The 16347-nt window shown below is 58.3% G+C and carries 16 protein-coding genes; 14 read left to right on the top strand and 2 right to left on the bottom strand.

Going from position 1 to position 16347, the window contains the following annotated elements:
- Positions 1 to 25 precede the first annotated feature (25 nt).
- The 6 genes from GJ695_RS02825 to GJ695_RS02850 all read left to right on the top strand — a co-directional run bounded on the left by GJ695_RS02825 (position 26) and on the right by GJ695_RS02850 (position 7217).
- Positions 26 to 805 carry an RNA polymerase sigma factor gene (locus tag GJ695_RS02825; RefSeq protein WP_154362100.1) on the top strand — a complete coding sequence of 260 codons (780 nt, stop codon included), beginning with the start codon at positions 26 to 28 and terminating at the stop codon, positions 803 to 805.
- Positions 802 to 1368 carry a hypothetical protein gene (locus GJ695_RS02830; RefSeq protein WP_154362101.1) on the top strand — a complete coding sequence of 189 codons (567 nt, stop codon included), beginning with the start codon at positions 802 to 804 and terminating at the stop codon, positions 1366 to 1368. Before GJ695_RS02825 ends, GJ695_RS02830 begins: the two co-directional genes overlap by 4 nt.
- A gap of 2 nt (positions 1369 to 1370) precedes the next feature.
- Positions 1371 to 4757: a UvrD-helicase domain-containing protein gene (locus GJ695_RS02835; RefSeq protein ID WP_154362102.1), complete on the top strand. Its 3387-nt coding sequence runs from the start codon at positions 1371 to 1373 to the stop codon at positions 4755 to 4757.
- 87 nt (positions 4758 to 4844) lie between these two features.
- Entirely contained in the window at positions 4845 to 5594 is a 750-nt protein-coding gene (locus tag GJ695_RS02840) for a multiubiquitin domain-containing protein (RefSeq protein WP_154362103.1), read from the top strand.
- On the top strand, positions 5569 to 6750 hold the full coding sequence (locus tag GJ695_RS02845) for a ThiF family adenylyltransferase (RefSeq protein WP_154362104.1): 1182 nt from the start codon (positions 5569 to 5571) through the stop codon (positions 6748 to 6750). Before GJ695_RS02840 ends, GJ695_RS02845 begins: the two co-directional genes overlap by 26 nt.
- The gene (locus tag GJ695_RS02850) at positions 6747 to 7217 is read left to right on the top strand and encodes a ubiquitination-like system serine protease family protein (RefSeq protein WP_154362105.1); all 471 of its coding nucleotides are present in this window, start codon (positions 6747 to 6749) and stop codon (positions 7215 to 7217) included. Before GJ695_RS02845 ends, GJ695_RS02850 begins: the two co-directional genes overlap by 4 nt.
- Before the next feature lie 307 nt (positions 7218 to 7524).
- On the opposite strand, the gene GJ695_RS02855 is transcribed toward GJ695_RS02850, so the two are convergent.
- Entirely contained in the window at positions 7525 to 8088 is a 564-nt protein-coding gene (locus GJ695_RS02855; RefSeq protein WP_154362106.1) for a UPF0758 domain-containing protein, read from the bottom strand.
- A gap of 112 nt (positions 8089 to 8200) precedes the next feature.
- Between GJ695_RS02855 and GJ695_RS02860 the strand changes: the two genes are divergently transcribed.
- The 6 genes from GJ695_RS02860 to GJ695_RS02885 all read left to right on the top strand — a co-directional run bounded on the left by GJ695_RS02860 (position 8201) and on the right by GJ695_RS02885 (position 13534).
- Positions 8201 to 8653: an FKBP-type peptidyl-prolyl cis-trans isomerase gene (locus tag GJ695_RS02860; RefSeq protein ID WP_154356236.1), complete on the top strand. Its 453-nt coding sequence runs from the start codon at positions 8201 to 8203 to the stop codon at positions 8651 to 8653.
- A gap of 7 nt (positions 8654 to 8660) precedes the next feature.
- Positions 8661 to 9626: a 4-hydroxy-3-methylbut-2-enyl diphosphate reductase gene (gene ispH, locus GJ695_RS02865; protein WP_154362107.1), complete on the top strand. Its 966-nt coding sequence runs from the start codon at positions 8661 to 8663 to the stop codon at positions 9624 to 9626.
- Between the two features lie 245 nt (positions 9627 to 9871).
- Positions 9872 to 10801: a branched-chain amino acid ABC transporter permease gene (locus tag GJ695_RS02870; protein ID WP_154356238.1), complete on the top strand. Its 930-nt coding sequence runs from the start codon at positions 9872 to 9874 to the stop codon at positions 10799 to 10801.
- 9 nt (positions 10802 to 10810) lie between these two features.
- Positions 10811 to 12028 carry an ABC transporter permease subunit gene (locus GJ695_RS02875; protein WP_154362108.1) on the top strand — a complete coding sequence of 406 codons (1218 nt, stop codon included), beginning with the start codon at positions 10811 to 10813 and terminating at the stop codon, positions 12026 to 12028.
- Positions 12029 to 12041: 13 nt separating this feature from the next.
- The gene (locus GJ695_RS02880; protein WP_154362109.1) at positions 12042 to 12812 is read left to right on the top strand and encodes an ABC transporter ATP-binding protein; all 771 of its coding nucleotides are present in this window, start codon (positions 12042 to 12044) and stop codon (positions 12810 to 12812) included.
- Positions 12812 to 13534 (top strand): ABC transporter ATP-binding protein, encoded by a 723-nt coding sequence (locus GJ695_RS02885; protein ID WP_154362110.1) that lies wholly within the window; start codon positions 12812 to 12814, stop codon positions 13532 to 13534. The genes GJ695_RS02880 and GJ695_RS02885 overlap by 1 nt, the downstream gene beginning before the upstream one ends.
- A 241-nt stretch (positions 13535 to 13775) precedes the next feature.
- Here the strand turns inward: GJ695_RS02885 and phaP are convergent, their stop codons facing one another.
- Positions 13776 to 14333 (bottom strand): TIGR01841 family phasin, encoded by a 558-nt coding sequence (gene phaP, locus GJ695_RS02890; RefSeq protein ID WP_154362111.1) that lies wholly within the window; start codon positions 14331 to 14333, stop codon positions 13776 to 13778.
- Positions 14334 to 14672: 339 nt separating this feature from the next.
- Here phaP and GJ695_RS02895 point away from each other — a divergent pair, with 339 nt between their 5' ends.
- Entirely contained in the window at positions 14673 to 15581 is a 909-nt protein-coding gene (locus GJ695_RS02895) for a DMT family transporter (RefSeq protein ID WP_154362112.1), read from the top strand.
- 10 nt (positions 15582 to 15591) lie between these two features.
- Positions 15592 to 16284, top strand: coding sequence for a nitroreductase (locus GJ695_RS02900; RefSeq protein ID WP_154362113.1), 693 nt, complete (start codon positions 15592 to 15594; stop codon positions 16282 to 16284).
- Positions 16285 to 16347: the final 63 nt, after the last annotated feature.

The following is a 16347-nucleotide window of genomic DNA, read 5'->3' on the forward strand; positions in this document are numbered from 1 at the left end:
AAAGGCTACATTTGGAGAAATTGCTTTGGCACGTCCCCTCAGGAAGACCCGGCTGGACGGCTCGCCCTATTTTAGGCGCGAGGTCGTGGAGGATGAGATTCGCAAGATCGCAAATCTTGGCGAGCCAGAACTGGAACGACTTGCGGCTATCTGGCCAACCAGTGCCCCAGGGTTCGTTTCGCCTGAAGCACTGGTGTACCTAGTCCGTAACCTGCCACCTGGTGTTCATCGTGACAACATGACCGGCCAGCTGCTTGGGCGCGTGCGGCGCCGGCTACCTCCGGCTACTCATGCTGGTAGCCAGACGGAATCCCTCACTAAAATGAACATTCGGGACGATGTGTTCCACCGCTTCGTCGATCTATTGTTGAGCGACCGTGCAGAGTACGATGACCGTTTGGATTACTATGAGGTAAATTTTTATCAGGCGATAGCGATGGCTCGGATTGACGCCAGCACTCGACATTGGACACATGAGAACCGAAGTGAGGTGCTGGGTTCAGATGAAGAGGGAGTCTCGGAGCGGGTACAAGTTGCGGCCGGAAGCTACGATCCGTTTGACGCCGACGAACTTGATAAAAAAGATTACCGGTTGATGCTGGATGATGCGATTGACACTCTACCAGAGTTACAACGGAGGATTGTCGAAATGTGGCGCCAAGAAATTCCCATCGAGTCTAATGACCCTGCGGTCGACTCCATCAGTAAAGTGTTAGGCAAAAGCGAGAAGACCATCCGCACGCATCGCGACAAGGCGTTCGCGTCCTTGCAGATGTACCTGGTACGTAAGGGGAAGTTTCGATGACTGAGCACTCAACTCACACAAGGGAAGATGTCTTAAACGAATTCGCGATGGACTTCGAACCAAGAGCGGGAATACTCCAGCGATATCTTTCGCGGTACCCCGAGTATTCACTTGAGCTGGTGGACCTTGCCAGAGAGTTGTCTCGAGAGTTCGATGACGACGCTCCGTTAAGTGCCGATGATCTCGCTGCTGTAGACGCAGGTTTGCGCAGACTTCAGAACGCTTCGATATCTCTGCAGTTCCTGCAGTCGGCACCGGCAAAAACGTTCACTAATGCAGTCAAGAAGTTGGGATTACCCGTTCAGGTCGCCCTTGCGTTACGTGAGTGCCGGATCGACTCTTCGACCGTACCGCCACGCGCTCTCGCGAAACTAGCTAAGGCCCTAGATGCTCCAGTTGATGTTCTAGTCGCTCATATGGCCTTGCCGCCACAGACATCTCAGCATCGCGCGAGTAAGTCGAGCACCAAGCCGGTGGCAGCTGAAAAGGTGTCGCTGGAAAGAATTCTGAGAGAGGCTGGGTGCGATGAAGCTGCCTTGTCGAAGTTTCTTAAAGACGAGTAGCCATGGACGCTGTAGAGCTCGCGCGACAACACGCCAAACGGTTGCACGATCAAGCGGTTGAGCGCGGAAGTGACCCGTGGACGCCATATCGGTTCGTGGTCAGTATTGCGGATGCACTTGGAATTACCGTCGAGGCGTGTGTTCCCGGTGCTTCGATCCTGGATGGCGCTCGGGCGATCTTTGATTCGGATATCCCTCTCATCATGCATGAGAATGTTGGGAGCCCTTTCGAACAGGCGTTCTTGGTGGCGCACGAAATCGGTCATGCGGAGCTTGGTGATGCCGACGACGATGACGGGGCTGCTGTTCAAATTGACCCAACTCGAATATCGGAGGCGAGTCCGGTAGGAATGGACCGGGTTGCTGACTACAGCCGACGCCAACGTCGAGAGGTACAAATGGACCTCTTCGCTAGAGAACTCCTTCTACCCAGACCATTTGTGCTCGACCTTCACGTCGGGCAAAGTCAGAGCTGCTCCGACATTGCCGGTCGACTCGGCGCGCCGTTCGAAGTTGTGGCGCAGCAGATGCTTGACGCGCTTCTGCTTCCGCCTGTTTCTGAAGACGCTTCGGCTGCGCCTGCCGAGATTCCGCTCAATGAAAAGCAAAAAGACGCAGCGAACCATCGTGGCAAAGCATTTCTGCTTCAGGCTGGTCCCGGAACAGGTAAGACACGGACTCTAGTGGCCAGAGTTGAAAGCCTGTTGGACGAGGGCGCCGACCCCAGGCGCATCCTACTTCTGACCTTTTCGAATAAGGCCGTAATTGAGATGGCCGAGCGCATTGCGCTGAAGCGGCCATTGGAAGCAGCGGCTCTCTGCATTGGGACCTTCCATAGCTTTGGTCTGGACGTCCTACGGCGATTCAATGACCGATGTGGCTTGCCGGCCGATCCTCGGCTGATGGATCGAACCGAAGCGGTAGAGCTCCTTGAAAACGAGTTCCCGCGGCTTGGTCTAATCCATTACCGGAATCTCTACGACCCGTCCCAAATCGTTGCTGAAATCTTGACTGCAGTCTCGCGGGCAAAGGATGAAGTCATTGATGCGGCGGGCTATCAGGCGTTGGCATCCTCGATGCTCGCCTCCGCGGTAGAAGAGAGCGACGTGCATGCTGCTGAAAAGGCGGCAGAGGTTGCGAAGGTCTACGCGCGCTATGAGGAGTTGAAAGCAGCCGCACAATGTGTAGATTTTGGTGACTTGGTAATGCGCCCGGTCCTGTTGCTGGAAACGGATGACGCAGTTAGAGCCCAACTTCAGGGCGCCTACGACCACATCTTGGTTGACGAGTATCAAGACGTAAATCGCAGCAGCGTGCGACTCCTCACGGCGTTGAAGCCTACGGGCGCGAACCTTTGGGTGGTTGGAGATGCCAAACAATCTATCTATAGGTTCCGAGGTGCTTCGTCGTTCAATATGTCACGCTTTGGACGGGAGGACTTTCCTGGCGCGGTACGCGACAGCCTGGAAGTAAACTACCGATCCACGCGGGAGGTGGTCGATGCCTTTGGCACCTTTGCGAAGGATATGCCAGCTGCTGACAGTGAGAAGGCGCTTGAAGCTGATCGAGGTCCAAGCGGTGAGCTACCCGAGCTTATCAAGGTGGGCAGCACTTCGCAGCTGACACCAGCTATCGCGGATCACATTCAAGAGCTGTGTGCCAAAAGCTACCGGTATCGAGACCAAGCGGTTCTGTGCCGCGGAAATGACCGGCTGTCTGATGTCGGGCGAGACCTTGAGCGAGCCGGTATTCCGGTACTTTTTTTGGGGAGCCTTTTTGAACGCCCGGAAGTTAAGGACCTTGTAGCGTTGCTATCGCTCCTTATTGACCGACGTGGAATGGGCCTGATCCGAGCCGCTTGCTTGCCTGAGTTTACGATGGATTTGGACGACGTGGTCCGCATCTTTGAGCATCTGCGTGAAAAAAATACGGAGGCCGAGGCTTGGCAGTTTGACGCGCCCGCTGAAGTGAGTGCCGCTGGGATGGTCGCACTTTCTACCCTCAAATCAGCCTTTGCCGGATTCGGAGCGAATTCACAGCCCTGGACCGTTCTGACCACCCTTCTTTTGGATCGGACTAGGATGGCAGCACGAATTGCTGCGTCGACAAGGGTGTCCGAGCGGGCCCAAGGTATCGCGATATGGCAGTTTATGAACTTTGTCCGGGTTCAGCCGAACGGGCAAGGCCTTCCAATTCAACGGCTTTCCGACCGTATTCGACGGCTCTTGCGCTTGCGGGATGACAGGGACCTAAGGCAACTTCCTGCGGCAGCCCAAGGTATTGACGCTGTACGCCTAATGACGATCCACGGGTCCAAGGGCCTGGAGTTCAAAGCAGTGCACATTGCAGGCGTAAACCAAGACTCGATCCCCGGATCGTTCAGGTCATCGAAGTGCCCTCCGCCAGCTGACATGGTAGCCGGTGGACAAGGAAGTGCTGAGGAGATTGGGCGTGCAGCTCACAACGAAGAGCAGGAGTGCCTTTTCTATGTCGCAATGTCGCGCGCGAGGAATCACCTAGCGTTTTATGGTGCAACTGCTACCGCAAATGGCCGGTCTAGAACGCTGTCGTCGTTTCTAAAGCGCATCGGGCCAGTCACAGAGCGAATTGTCACGCCAATTACTGTGATGCCTCCAGCTCCTGACGATGTGTCCATTGCCGTTGCTCTCTCCGGCACCCCTCGCTTCAGCTCAGATGCTGTGGCACTGTACGAGTCGTGCGCTCGGCGTTTTCTTTATACCCATCTGCTTCAGGTAGGGGGACGTCGCCGAATGAGCTCCTTCATGCAGATGCATGAGGCGATCCGTGAGGTTTACCAAGCTGTCGTGGCGAAGGGGAGCGCACAAGCTGGTGAACTAGACGATTTGCTCTCGAACGCGTTTGTCACTCATGGCCTGCATGAACATGGCTACGCGGAAGACTATCGGACGATGGCGACCACAATGCTCCAGTATTTTTTGGATTCGAGGGCCGACGCGCAGGTCGAGGCTCCAACGGCGCTGCGCATCTCGTTGGAGGACTACGAGGTGGAGGTAAGGCTCGATGACGTACTGGTTCGTGATGGCGTTCGCACCTTGCGTCGCGTAAAGACTGGTCATACGCCGAAGGAAGACGTAAAAGACGTGGGAGCCGCCGCATTTGTGCTGGCCGCCCGTAAGACATTCCCCGATGCGCGTGTAGAGCTAGTTTATCTGGCTGACTCCGAATCGAAGCCGGTGACGCTCACGCCCCAAGTGCTGAAGAACCGGCAGGCCAAACTCGGCGATATCTTCCGCGGCATTCGGGATGGAGAATTTAAGACAACAGTCTCGGACACCACCTGTCCCAACTGCCCAGCCTTTTTTGTATGCGGAGCGGTGCCGCCAGGTACGCTCTCGAAAAATTTCTGAAAAAATTTTTACCGGTTGAGTCCGGTGGGTTCGATTAGAGGGATGTGGGCGAGAAAAATCTCGCCACATCAACCTAAAGGAACCAAAATGCAACATCCTGACTTTGACGACGTTGGCGATGCGATCCGCGAGGATCGTCCTCTACGGGAGGCCGCCACTTACCGCATCCGCTTCGCGCTGGATGACCTCACCTTCCGCCACATCGGCGTGCCGGACCCAGTCCCGACAGGACGGCAGATTCTCGATTGTGCCGGGCTCGACCGTCGCAACGACTACCTCCTGTTCGCGCTGCTAGCGTCCGGCGACTTCGAAGACATCCGCCTCGACGAGACGGTAGACCTGCGCGCTAAGGGGGCCGAGCGCTTCATCGCGTTCAAATCCGACCGAGACTTCAAGTTCTCCCTGAACGAGCGCCAGATGGCCTGGGGCCGTGCGGAGCTGCCTGGCAGCGTTCTGTATGACCTCGCTGATCCATCGCCCGAGGAAGCAATTTTCCTCGAAGTCCGCGGTGGTGAGGATCGTCTCATTGAGCCGGACGACCGGATCAATCTCGATGCACCCGGTATTGAACGGTTCATCGTGGCCCCACGGCCGTCCAAGGGTTACGTGATCGTCGTCAACGCTGTCGAAGAGACGGTGCCGGACAAGCACGTTACCTTCGAACAGGTCGTGAAGCTGTCGCATCCCAATGCGCCGCCAGAAGCCAACGTCAAGTTCTCTATGACGTACCGCAATGCCGCCTCGCTCCCCCACGCCGGCGAACTTGGCGAAGGCGGGTCCGTTGAAGTCAAAAAACAAGGGAGTATCTTCAATGTCACTCGAACTGTTCAATCGTAACCCTGACCTGGCCCGCCTGCGGGCTGAGGGATACCTCGTTCGCATCGAGGGCAGCCTTCTTGTTCTGCGGGAGGTGCCTTATGTGGATTCCCAGCGTCGCGTGCGCACCGGCACGCTGGTTTCCACACTCGACTTGGCTGGCGATCAGACGCGCAAGCCGGAAACGCATGTGATCCATTGGGATGGTGATTTTCCGTGTAACGCGGACGGATCGCCATTACCTGGGATTTCCCACCAGGCGCCGAACACCAACCTTGGTTTTGGGCTTACTGCGCGCCATAGCTTCTCGAGCAAGCCCAGCCAAGACGGTTATCCAGACTACTACGCCAAAATGTCCACGTACGCCACCATATTGGCAGGTCCGGCGGCCGTCCTGCAGCCTGGCCTTAGCCCACGGTTGAATCGTAGCCCGGATGTTGAAGACGAACAGAGCGTTTTCAACTATCTTGATACGGCATCGAGTCGGGTAGGTCTGGGCGAACTTGCCAGCAAACTGAAAAACGAGGTCGTTGGCATTCTGGGAACTGGTGGTACCGGCGGCTACATTCTTGATCTGGTTGCGAAGACGCCGGTAAGGGAAATTCGGCTTTTCGATGACGACGATTTTCTTTCACATAATGCGTTCCGCGCACCGGGGGCGCCGTCGCTGGAGCAGCTGCGAGATGCACCGAAGAAGGTCCACTACCTGAAGGGAATCTACGAACGGATGCATCGCGGCATCGTAGCACACGCAGTCAAGATGAACGCGGAAACGCTGGGGCTGCTCGACGGTATCACATTCGCATTCATCAGCATGGATGCGGGTGAGGAGAAGCGAGCTGTGGTTGCCAAACTGGAAGCGCTCGGCGTGCCGTTCATCGACGTCGGGATGGGGCTGGAGCTCTCGAATGGCAGCCTTGGCGGCATCTTGCGGGTCACAACGAGCACACCGGCGAAACGCGATCACGTCCACGCGGGTCGCATCTCCTTCGCGGGCGGCGGTGGTCACGACGTGTACGCGTCGAACATCCAGGTCGCAGACCTAAATGCCCTAAACGCATGCCTGGCGGTCGTGAAGTGGAAGAAGCTCCGCGGCTTCTACCGCGACCTAGAAAACGAGCACCACAGCACGTACACGACTGACGGCGGCATGTTGCTCAACGGGGACCAATCATGATGCGCCATCAAACCTTGGCGCATCGCTTTGTCCGCAACGTTCCACGCGAGTTGGACCAAGGTGTGTTGTACATTTCGATGGACTACGCAACCGCAGTACATTCGTGCTGCTGCGGTTGCGGCGAGCGTGTGGTGACGCCGTTCACGCCGACCGACTGGCGCATGACGTTTGATGGCGAATCCGTCTCGCTTAACCCGTCCGTCGGTAACTGGAACCAGAAATGCCGGTCCCATTACGTTATCCAACGGAATCGTGTGCTGGAAGCCGGTCCCTGGTCGAAAAATCAGATTGAAGCAGAAGGTCGTCGAGATAAGAGAGCAAAATTAGCGCACTACGCCCAGGTAACGAATTCCCTCTCCAGTGGCGATTCCACAGCTGAGGGCTTCGCTACCAATCCGGGCAACCAGGCAGGAGCGCGGCCCTCGTCTAACATCTGGTCGCGTTTCAAAGCGTGGCTAACCGGCTGACCTGGGGCTGCTCGATGAGCTTGCCCCAATGACGACGCTATTGCCTGCCTACCAGTCAAACTTAGGCCGCCCCTTCACCACCCGTTGGGTTTCGACACTTACCGTTACGACCCGCTGAACCAACTCCAGCGGTTACAGGGCGTTGGCCATGGTCTCGACCGCCAAATCGTTGGCGTCGTTGAGACCCGCTAGCCGAGTACGCAATCGCCGCACGCGTCTGGCTTATACCGGCAAACCACGCCTCCACGGGAGCCGAAGCTTCATCGTTGGAAATGCGTCCAAGTAAGGACAACGCAATACCTGTTTCTCAGATATTGCGCAGTGACCATGTCACGCACACAAATACAGAGACCCTTGGCAAAATCGGCGTGGTTTTAGACACTCTTTTTTTAGAAAAGTTGTTTCGCAGATATTGCGCCTCGGTGTGCGTCAGCGTGCCCCGAAACAATTCCTTGGCGTCGATCAGGCGGTTCTTCACATCCAGGAACAGCACGTGAAAGGATTCGAACGGCTTGCCGGCAAACGCCGTGCGCAGGTAGGCTTTGACCGCCAGCGGCGAGCCCAGCATGGCGCCGGCCTGGATTTCTTCCAGAATGGCGCGCCGCGCCAGCTCCATCACCGCCTGCAATTGCGCGAACTTGGCCGGTCCCAGCCCGTGCAGGGCGGCGAACTCCGGCAGCGTGGCGCCGAACAGCCGCTGCAGCGAGCCAAAGTGGTGCATGATGTCGCGCCCCAGCTCGACGGCGTCCTTGCCGCTGACGCCGGTGCGCAGGAAGATCGCCAGCAGCTCGGCCTCCGACAGCGCCTGCGCGCCTTCGCGTATCAGCCGCTCGCGCGGGCGTTTTTCCTGCGGCCAGTCCAGTATCGGCATGAGGATTCTCCTTAAATCAGCATTTACTTTGCATCAGCCGCAAGCGGAGAAAGCGACGCGGATCAAAGGTGGCTTACAATATGGCCTTTCCCAGTCCAACGAAGCTTAAGTCATGTCTAACGAGCAACCTGTTGTCACCGCGTCGTCGTATCTCACCCTGAATTACCGTCTGGCTTCCCTGGAAGGCAAGGATATCGTTACCACCTTCGGCACCACGCCGGCCACGTTGCTGATGGGGCAGGGCCAGCTGGCGCCGGTGCTGGAAGAATTGCTGATCGGCCTGCCTGAAGGCACGCACAAGACCTTCGAGCTGGAGCCGGGCGTCGGCTTCGGTCCGCGCAATCCTGAATTGATCCGCGAAGTCAGCCGCGCCACGCTGGACCAGAACTCGGCGCCGGACGCCGACTACAAGATCGGCGACCTGGTCGACTTCGCCGCGCCGGGCGGCGGCCGTTTCGCCGGCATCCTGCGCGAGCTGGGCGATGAAACCTGTCTGTTCGACTTCAACCACCCGCTGGCCGGCCAGCCGCTGAAGTTTGAAGTGCATCTGATTTCCGTACTGTGAGGACTGCATGAGCGATAAAGAACTTCTGTTGGCCCAGCCGCGCGGCTTCTGCGCCGGCGTCGACCGCGCCATCGAAATCGTCGAGCGCGCGCTGCAGCAGTTTGGCGCGCCGATCTACGTGCGCCACGAGATCGTCCACAACGCTTACGTGGTGAACGACCTGCGCGCCAAGGGCGCGATCTTTATCGAGGACTTGAGCGAAGTCCCGGCCGGCAATACGCTGGTGTTCTCGGCCCACGGCGTGTCCAAGGCGGTGCGCGCGGAAGCCGATGCGCGCGGCTTCAGCATCTTCGACGCCACTTGCCCGCTGGTCACCAAGGTGCACGTGGAGGTGGCCAAGATGCGCAAGCAGGGCTGCGAGATCGTCATGATCGGCCACGACGGCCACCCGGAAGTCGAAGGCACGATGGGCCAGACCGAAGAGGGCATGTATCTGGTGGAAACCGTGGAAGACGTCGCCACGCTGGAAGTGGCCAAGCCGGACCAACTGGCCTACGTGTCGCAGACCACGCTGTCGGTGGACGACACCGCCGACATCATCGCCGCGCTGAAAGCCAAATATCCCGCCATCATCGAGCCGAAGAAGGGCGATATCTGCTACGCCACCACCAACCGCCAGGAAGCCGTCAAGTTCATGGCGCCGCAGGTGGAAGTGGTGATCGTGGTCGGCAGCCCGAACAGCTCCAACTCCAACCGCCTGCGCGAAGTGGCGGAAAAAATGGGCACGCCCGCCTACATGGTGGACCACGCCGAGCAGATCGTCCCGGCCTGGCTGGACGGCAAACTGCGCGTCGGCGTCACCGCCGGCGCCTCGGCGCCCGAGGTGCTGGTGCAGTCGGTCATCGACCGCCTGAAGGAACTCGGCGTGCGCAGCGTGCGTCCACTCGACGGCGTGCTGGAATCGGTCACCTTCCCGATGCCCAAGGGCCTGGACGGCGTGCCGAAAGTTGCACCAATCGAGGGCGCGATCTAACTTTACCTGGCCGGAGCGGAATATAATTCAGCTTCATCAGCCTTATTCCGCGATTAGTTTTCCGGAATTCTGGCTATTATTTGCCTCGCTCTAAAATATTGTCGTTTCGGCTTACTAATGCGAAGCGATCGAGGCACCGTTCTGGCATGAAACTTGCATCGTGAACGTGTAGTCAACGGCGGCACTACGGGGACACCCGGGTGCCGTTTTTGTTACATGTCACGCAATCAAAGGTAAAGGCAAAAATGGATACTTTTATCCAACAAATTATTAACGGACTAGTGCTGGGCAGCATGTATGCACTGGTCGCGCTGGGCTACACCATGGTGTACGGCGTGCTCAATCTGATCAACTTCGCCCACGGCGACGTGCTGATGATCGGTGCGATGACCGGCCTCACCATTCTCAAACTCCTGAACCAGTACGCGCCGGACCTGCCGGGCTACGTCAAGCTGATGATCGCCATGGGCGGCGCCATTCCGGTGTGCATGGTGGTCAACGTACTGATCGAGCGCATTGCCTACCGCCGCCTGCGCAACGCGCCACGGCTGGCGCCGCTGATCACCGCGATCGGCATCTCGACCCTGCTGAACGTGTTCGCCATGATGATCTGGGACCGCAACCCGCTGCCGTTCCCGCAACTGCTGCCTTCCGATCCGGTGCTGATCGGCGGCGCCGTGATCACGCCGACGCAGATCCTGCTGCTGGCATTGGCGCTGGTGTCGATGGCCGGCCTGGTGCTGCTGGTGGAAAAAACCCGCATGGGCCGCGCCATGCGCGCGACGGCGGAAAACCCGCGCGTCGCCGGCCTAATGGGCGTCGATTCGAACCTGGTCATCGTCGCCACCTTCGCGCTGGGCGCGGCGCTGGCGGCGGTGGCCGGCGTGATGTGGGGCGCCAACTATGCGTCGGTGCAGTTCACCATGGGCTTCCTGCCTGGCCTGAAGGCATTCTGCGCCGCGGTGCTGGGCGGTATCGGCAACATCTACGGCGCGATGGTCGGCGGCATCGTGCTGGGCATTATTGAAAGCCTGGGCGCCGGCTACATCGGCGACCTGACCGGCGGCTTCCTCGGCAGCCACTATCAGGACATCTTTGCGTTTGTGGTGCTGATCCTGGTGCTGACGGTGCGTCCGTCCGGCATCATGGGCGAGCGCGTGGCGGACCGGGCGTAAGGAGACGACATGGCTATTGTGAATTTCGACTTCTCCCGCAATCCGCGCAAGGCGTCCGTCAACCTGGCGGTGCTGGTCGTGCTGCTGCTGGCGTTTCCGTTCTTTGCCCAGCAGTTCGGCAACTCGTGGGTGCGCATCGCCGACATGGCGCTGCTGTACATCATGCTGGCGCTGGGCCTGAACATCGTGGTCGGCTTTGCCGGCCTGCTGGATCTTGGCTACATCGCGTTCTACGCGGTGGGCGCCTACCTGGCCGGCCTGCTGGCCTCGCCGCAGTTTGCGACCCTGCTGGAATCGGTCATCAATGAGTATCCGACGCTGGGCAATACGCTGATTACCGTCCTCGGCCCGGAAATCCAGCAGAACGGCATCCACTTGTCGGTGTGGCTGATCGTGCCGCTGGCGGCGCTGCTGGCGGCCTTCTTCGGTGCGCTGCTGGGCGCGCCGACGCTGAAGCTGCGCGGCGACTACCTGGCCATCGTCACGCTGGGCTTCGGCGAGATCATCCGTATCTTCATGAACAACCTGAACGAGCCGATCAACTTCACCAACGGTCCGCAGGGCATCAATATGATCGACCCGATCCGCGTGTTCGGCGTCAACCTGGGCGGCGAGGCCGGTTCGCGCGCCACCGTGTTTATCGGCGGTGTCGGCATTCCGTCGGTGAACGCCTATTACTTCCTGTTCCTGCTGCTGTGCGTGGCGGTGGTGTTCGTCACCTCGCGCCTGCAGCACTCGCGCCTGGGCCGCGCCTGGGTGGCGATCCGCGAAGACGAAATCGCCGCCAAGGCGATGGGCATCAACACCCGTAACGTCAAGCTGCTGGCGTTCTCGATGGGCGCATCGTTCGGCGGCGTGGCCGGCGCGATGTTCGCGTCGTTCCAGGGCTTTGTGTCGCCGGAGTCGTTCTCGCTGACCGAGTCGATCCTGGTGCTGGCGATGGTGGTGCTGGGCGGTATCGGCAATATTCCTGGCGTGATCCTGGGCGGCGTGCTGCTGGCGGCCCTGCCGGAGATCCTGCGCCACGTGGTGGAGCCGCTGCAGGAGCAGCTGTTCGGCCACGTGCTGATCGAGGCGGAGGTGCTGCGCCAGCTGCTGTACGGCCTGGCCCTGGTGCTGACCATGCTGCTGCGTCCGGCCGGCTTGTGGCCTGCGCCCAAGCATGAAGACCGCCCGGATGGCGACTCCGACACCAAGAATCAATCGTCCGGCGTGATGGCGGCGTGAGGAAGAGATAACAATGACTGAACAGGTAATTCTCCAGATCGCCGGCGTCAACAAGCGTTTCGGCGGCTTGCAGGCGCTGACCGATGTTGGCATCAAGATCATGCAAGGCCAGATTTACGGCCTGATCGGCCCGAACGGCGCCGGTAAAACCACTTTCTTCAACGTGATTACCGGCCTGTACCAGCCGGACACGGGCACCTTCGAGCTGGCCGGCAAGCCGTACTCGCCGTCCGCGCCGCACGAGGTGGCCAAGGCGGGCATCGCCCGTACCTTCCAGAACATCCGCCTGTTCGGCGAGATGACGGCGCTGGAAAACGTCATGGTGGGGCGTCACGTGCGCTCGAAGCAGGGCGTGTTCGGCGCGATTTTCCGCCACAAGGCGGCGCGCGAGGAAGAAGCGGCGATCCGCAAGCGCGCGCAGGAACTGCTGGATTTCGTCGGCATCGGCCAGTTTGCCAGCCGCACCTCGAAATTCCTGTCCTACGGCGACCAGCGCCGGCTGGAGATCGCCCGCGCGCTGGCGACCGATCCGCAACTGCTGGCGCTGGATGAACCGGCGGCCGGCATGAATGCCACCGAGAAGCTGGCGCTGCGCGAGCTGCTGGTCAAAATCAAGGCGCAAGGCAAGACCGTGTTGTTGATTGAACACGACGTCAAGATGATGATGAGTTTGTGCGACCGCATGATGGTGCTGGAATACGGCAAACCGATTGCGGAAGGTCTGCCGGCAGAAATACAAAGCAATAAGGCGGTGATTGAAGCCTACCTGGGAGGATCGCACTAATGAGCGACAATGTTCTTAAAGTATCGGGACTGAAAGTCGCATACGGCGGCATTAAAGCCGTCAAAGGTATCGATCTGGAAGTAAATAAAGGCGAGTTAATCGCGCTGATCGGCGCCAATGGCGCCGGTAAAACCACCACGCTGAAAGCAATTACCGGTACTTTGCCGCCGTGTAAAGTCGAAGGAACGATTACTTATCAAGGTGAATCGCTGAAGGGTAGTAAATCTTTCCATTTGGTGGAAAAGAAATTGGCGATGGTGCCGGAAGGTCGTGGCGTATTTACCCGCATGTCGATTCACGAGAATTTGATGATGGGTGCTTATACCCGAAAAGATAAAGCGGGTATTGAATCGGATATTGCCAAGTGGTTTGATGTATTCCCGCGTTTAAAAGAACGCGCGCAGCAATTGGCGGGCACTTTGTCCGGTGGTGAACAGCAAATGCTGGCGATGGCGCGCGCCTTAATGTCGCATCCTCAGTTGCTGTTATTGGATGAGCCATCGATGGGTTTATCGCCGATTATGGTGGAGAAGATTTTCGAGGTTATTCGTAATGTCTCGAAAGAGGGGATTACGATATTGCTGGTGGAGCAGAACGCCAAGCTGGCGCTGCAAGCGGCGCATCGTGGTTATGTCATGGATTCGGGCAACATCACCATGAATGGTGCGGCAAAGGATATGCTGGACGATCCGCGCGTCAAGGCTGCCTACTTGGGCGAGTAGCCCCTAACCCGCTTCTGGCGGGTTTTTTTTGCCCGCATTATGCTAAATTTTGGCGCATACGCGCCATGTTTTGGTATATGCGGCACCGTTGCAACCCGCACACCGCTGCGGCCAGGGGCCGGCCCATGGGCCGGCGGGGCGTAGCCCCTATTCCGGACCCTGGGTCAGACCCCTTCGTTAGGGGTAATAAAAAAAGCCTCGGATTAACCGAGGCTTTTTTTGGGAGAAGCTGAAACTTGATTTATTTCTTCGGCGCGGCTTTCGCAGCAGCAGCGGTGAACTGATTCACAGCAGCGCTCAGATTGGTTTCCAGCGATTCAGCAGCTTGTTTAGCGGTTTTGGTGAATTGCTCGTAACCAGCATTTGCATTGCCGATGGCCGATTTAAACAGGGCCACTGCATTTTCCGAACCGGCTGGCGCATTTTTGCTGACTTCTTCAACCAGCGAAATAACTTTACGGTTGGTTTCTGCGATCTGGGTTTCAGCAGCTTTGCTGAATTCAGCGCCGGTGCTGGTGGCGATGGTTGCCAGATGACGGCCGTAAGCGATGGTTTTTTCTGCGTTTGGCTGAGCCTGGGCAGCGGCCAGCGAGAAGAATTCTTGTGGATCTTTAGCAGCCAGCAATTGCTTGGTGGTGGCCGACGATTCTTCCAGCGAAGCCTTGGCAGCGGTCAGATTCAGGTCGACAAACTTCTCCACGCCTTCGAAGGCTTTATTGGTCAGGGTCGAGAAGATAGCGAATTGGGCTTCGAAATTAGCTTTGGTCGCATTGGAAAATTGCTCAGGAATCGAAAACATTTATTTCTCCAGAAAATAGTCGTTGATTGAAATATTACTGCTGGTGTTTCTACCGTCGGTGAGAAACAGGCCAACTACGTTTCAGACCGAACAACAAATTGTGCAACGCAACAAAGACGATTTTACGGCCTTCGAAAATTAAGTCAAGCGATTTTTTGTGCGTTGCATCAAGGAATGTGCACTTAGTTCCAGAGAAGTATTTACCTACGGAACTATTCCCAAAGTACGAGGCAAATCGCCGCCTTCCGGTGGCAAATCGCGCGCCGTGTTAGACTCGGGCCACCTGAGTTGGCGTCCGCATGACGGCCCTCTTTGCCTTTCAGTTCACAAGCCAACCTGATGCCAACACCCACGAACGCCGCGCCGGTCGCGCCGCACGCCAGCTTTTTGTCGCCGTTGCCGCTGTTTTTCGTGCTGTTGTGGAGCAGCGGCTTCATCGTTGCCAAGTTCGGCCTGCCGTATGCGCCGCCGCTGACGTTCCTGCTGCTGCGTTTTCTCGGCGTGCTGGTGTTCCTGGTGCCGGCTGTGCTGGTGTTGAAAGCGCCTTGGCCGCATGGCAAGATTGCACATATTGCATTTGCCGGGCTGCTGGTGCAGGCCGGTTACCTGATCGGCGTCTGGTGCGCCATCAAGCAGGGCATGCCGGCCGGCTTGTCGGCGCTGATCGTCGGCATGCAGCCGATCCTGACCGCGTTCGCGGCGCCCTTGATCGGCGAGAAGGTCCGCCCGCGCCAGTGGCTGGGGCTGCTGTTCGGCATCGGCGGCGTCGGGCTCGTGGTGGCGGCCAAGATCCAGCTGGTCGGCTTGTCGACCGGCGCCATCTTGTTGTGCGTGCTTGCACTATTAAGTATCACCGCCGGCACCTTGTATCAGAAACACCATTGTCCGCAATTCGACCTGCGCGTGGGGACGGTGATCCAGTTTGCCGCCTCCACCGTGCTGGTGCTGCCGCTGGCGATATGGATCGAAGGCCTTGGCCCGGATTTTGCTGCCGTGCAGTGGACGCCGCGCTTTATTGGCGCCTTGCTGTGGTCGGTGCTGGGCTTGTCCATCGGTGCGATTTTCCTGCTGTTCGCCCTGATACGCCGCAGCGACGCCACCCAGGTCACCAGCTTGATGTATTTGACGCCGCCCACCACCGCCATCATGGCGTGGCTGATGTTCGGCGAAGCTTTCAACGCCCTCGGCATTGCCGGTATGTTGCTGGCGGTGACAGGCGTTATATTTGTGGTCAAGAAACCCAAGTAAGCGAGGATGCATGATTTCTACACCTGAACAGCAAGCCGTCGATGCCGCGATCACCTCGCGCCGTTCCCTGCGCGCCTTTTTGCCGACGCCGGTGGCGCGCGAGGATATCGCGCAGATTTTGAAGGTGGCGGGGCGGGCGCCGTCCGGCACCAATACGCAGCCGTGGAAAGTCTACGTGCTGGAAGACGAGCGCAAGCAACAGTTGTCGTCGGCGATATTGGCCGCACATAACGATCCGGAGCAGGCCCGGCAGCACAAGGAAGAATATGCCTACTATCCACGCGAATGGGCCTCGCCGTATATCGACCGCCGCCGCAAGGTCGGCTGGGATCTGTATGCGCTGCTGGGACTGACCCGCGAGGACAAGGCCGGCATGGCCGCCCAACACGGCAAGAATTACGAGTTTTTCGGCGCGCCGGTGGGCCTGATCTTCACCATCGACCGCATCATGGAGCAGGGCTCCTGGCTGGACTATGGCATGTTCCTGCAGAGCATCATGGTGGCGGCGCGCGCACGCGGGCTGGATACGTGCCCGCAAGCCGCTTTCACGCAGTACCACCGCATCATCGCCGAGCAACTTCAGCTGCCGGACAACGAAACCGTGGTCTGTGGCATGGCGCTGGGTGTTGCCGATTTGAGCAAAGTCGAAAACTCTTTGGTCACCGAGCGCATGGCGCTTGAAGAATTTGTTAAATTTGTCTGATACGACTAGCTTGTTTTTCCCATATTGCGCCGACACAACTACTGGTGCGATAAACGTTAAATC

Source organism: Duganella alba, assembly GCF_009674495.1.
In the GTDB taxonomy this organism is placed as follows: Bacteria; Pseudomonadota; Gammaproteobacteria; order Burkholderiales; family Burkholderiaceae_D; genus Rugamonas; species Rugamonas alba.

Coding starts and splice junctions, on each gene's coding strand:
- GJ695_RS02875 (WP_154362108.1), top strand. CDS start 10,811: ATGGCTATTGTGAATTTCGACTTCTCCCGCAATCCGCGCAAGGCGTCC.
- GJ695_RS02900 (WP_154362113.1), top strand. CDS start 15,592: ATGATTTCTACACCTGAACAGCAAGCCGTCGATGCCGCGATCACCTCG.
- ispH (WP_154362107.1), top strand. CDS start 8,661: ATGAGCGATAAAGAACTTCTGTTGGCCCAGCCGCGCGGCTTCTGCGCC.
- GJ695_RS02870 (WP_154356238.1), top strand. CDS start 9,872: ATGGATACTTTTATCCAACAAATTATTAACGGACTAGTGCTGGGCAGC.
- GJ695_RS02855 (WP_154362106.1), bottom strand. CDS start 8,088: ATGCCGATACTGGACTGGCCGCAGGAAAAACGCCCGCGCGAGCGGCTG.
- phaP (WP_154362111.1), bottom strand. CDS start 14,333: ATGTTTTCGATTCCTGAGCAATTTTCCAATGCGACCAAAGCTAATTTC.
- GJ695_RS02880 (WP_154362109.1), top strand. CDS start 12,042: ATGACTGAACAGGTAATTCTCCAGATCGCCGGCGTCAACAAGCGTTTC.
- GJ695_RS02835 (WP_154362102.1), top strand. CDS start 1,371: ATGGACGCTGTAGAGCTCGCGCGACAACACGCCAAACGGTTGCACGAT.
- GJ695_RS02850 (WP_154362105.1), top strand. CDS start 6,747: ATGATGCGCCATCAAACCTTGGCGCATCGCTTTGTCCGCAACGTTCCA.
- GJ695_RS02840 (WP_154362103.1), top strand. CDS start 4,845: ATGCAACATCCTGACTTTGACGACGTTGGCGATGCGATCCGCGAGGAT.
- GJ695_RS02885 (WP_154362110.1), top strand. CDS start 12,812: ATGAGCGACAATGTTCTTAAAGTATCGGGACTGAAAGTCGCATACGGC.
- GJ695_RS02895 (WP_154362112.1), top strand. CDS start 14,673: ATGCCAACACCCACGAACGCCGCGCCGGTCGCGCCGCACGCCAGCTTT.
- GJ695_RS02845 (WP_154362104.1), top strand. CDS start 5,569: ATGTCACTCGAACTGTTCAATCGTAACCCTGACCTGGCCCGCCTGCGG.
- GJ695_RS02860 (WP_154356236.1), top strand. CDS start 8,201: ATGTCTAACGAGCAACCTGTTGTCACCGCGTCGTCGTATCTCACCCTG.
- GJ695_RS02830 (WP_154362101.1), top strand. CDS start 802: ATGACTGAGCACTCAACTCACACAAGGGAAGATGTCTTAAACGAATTC.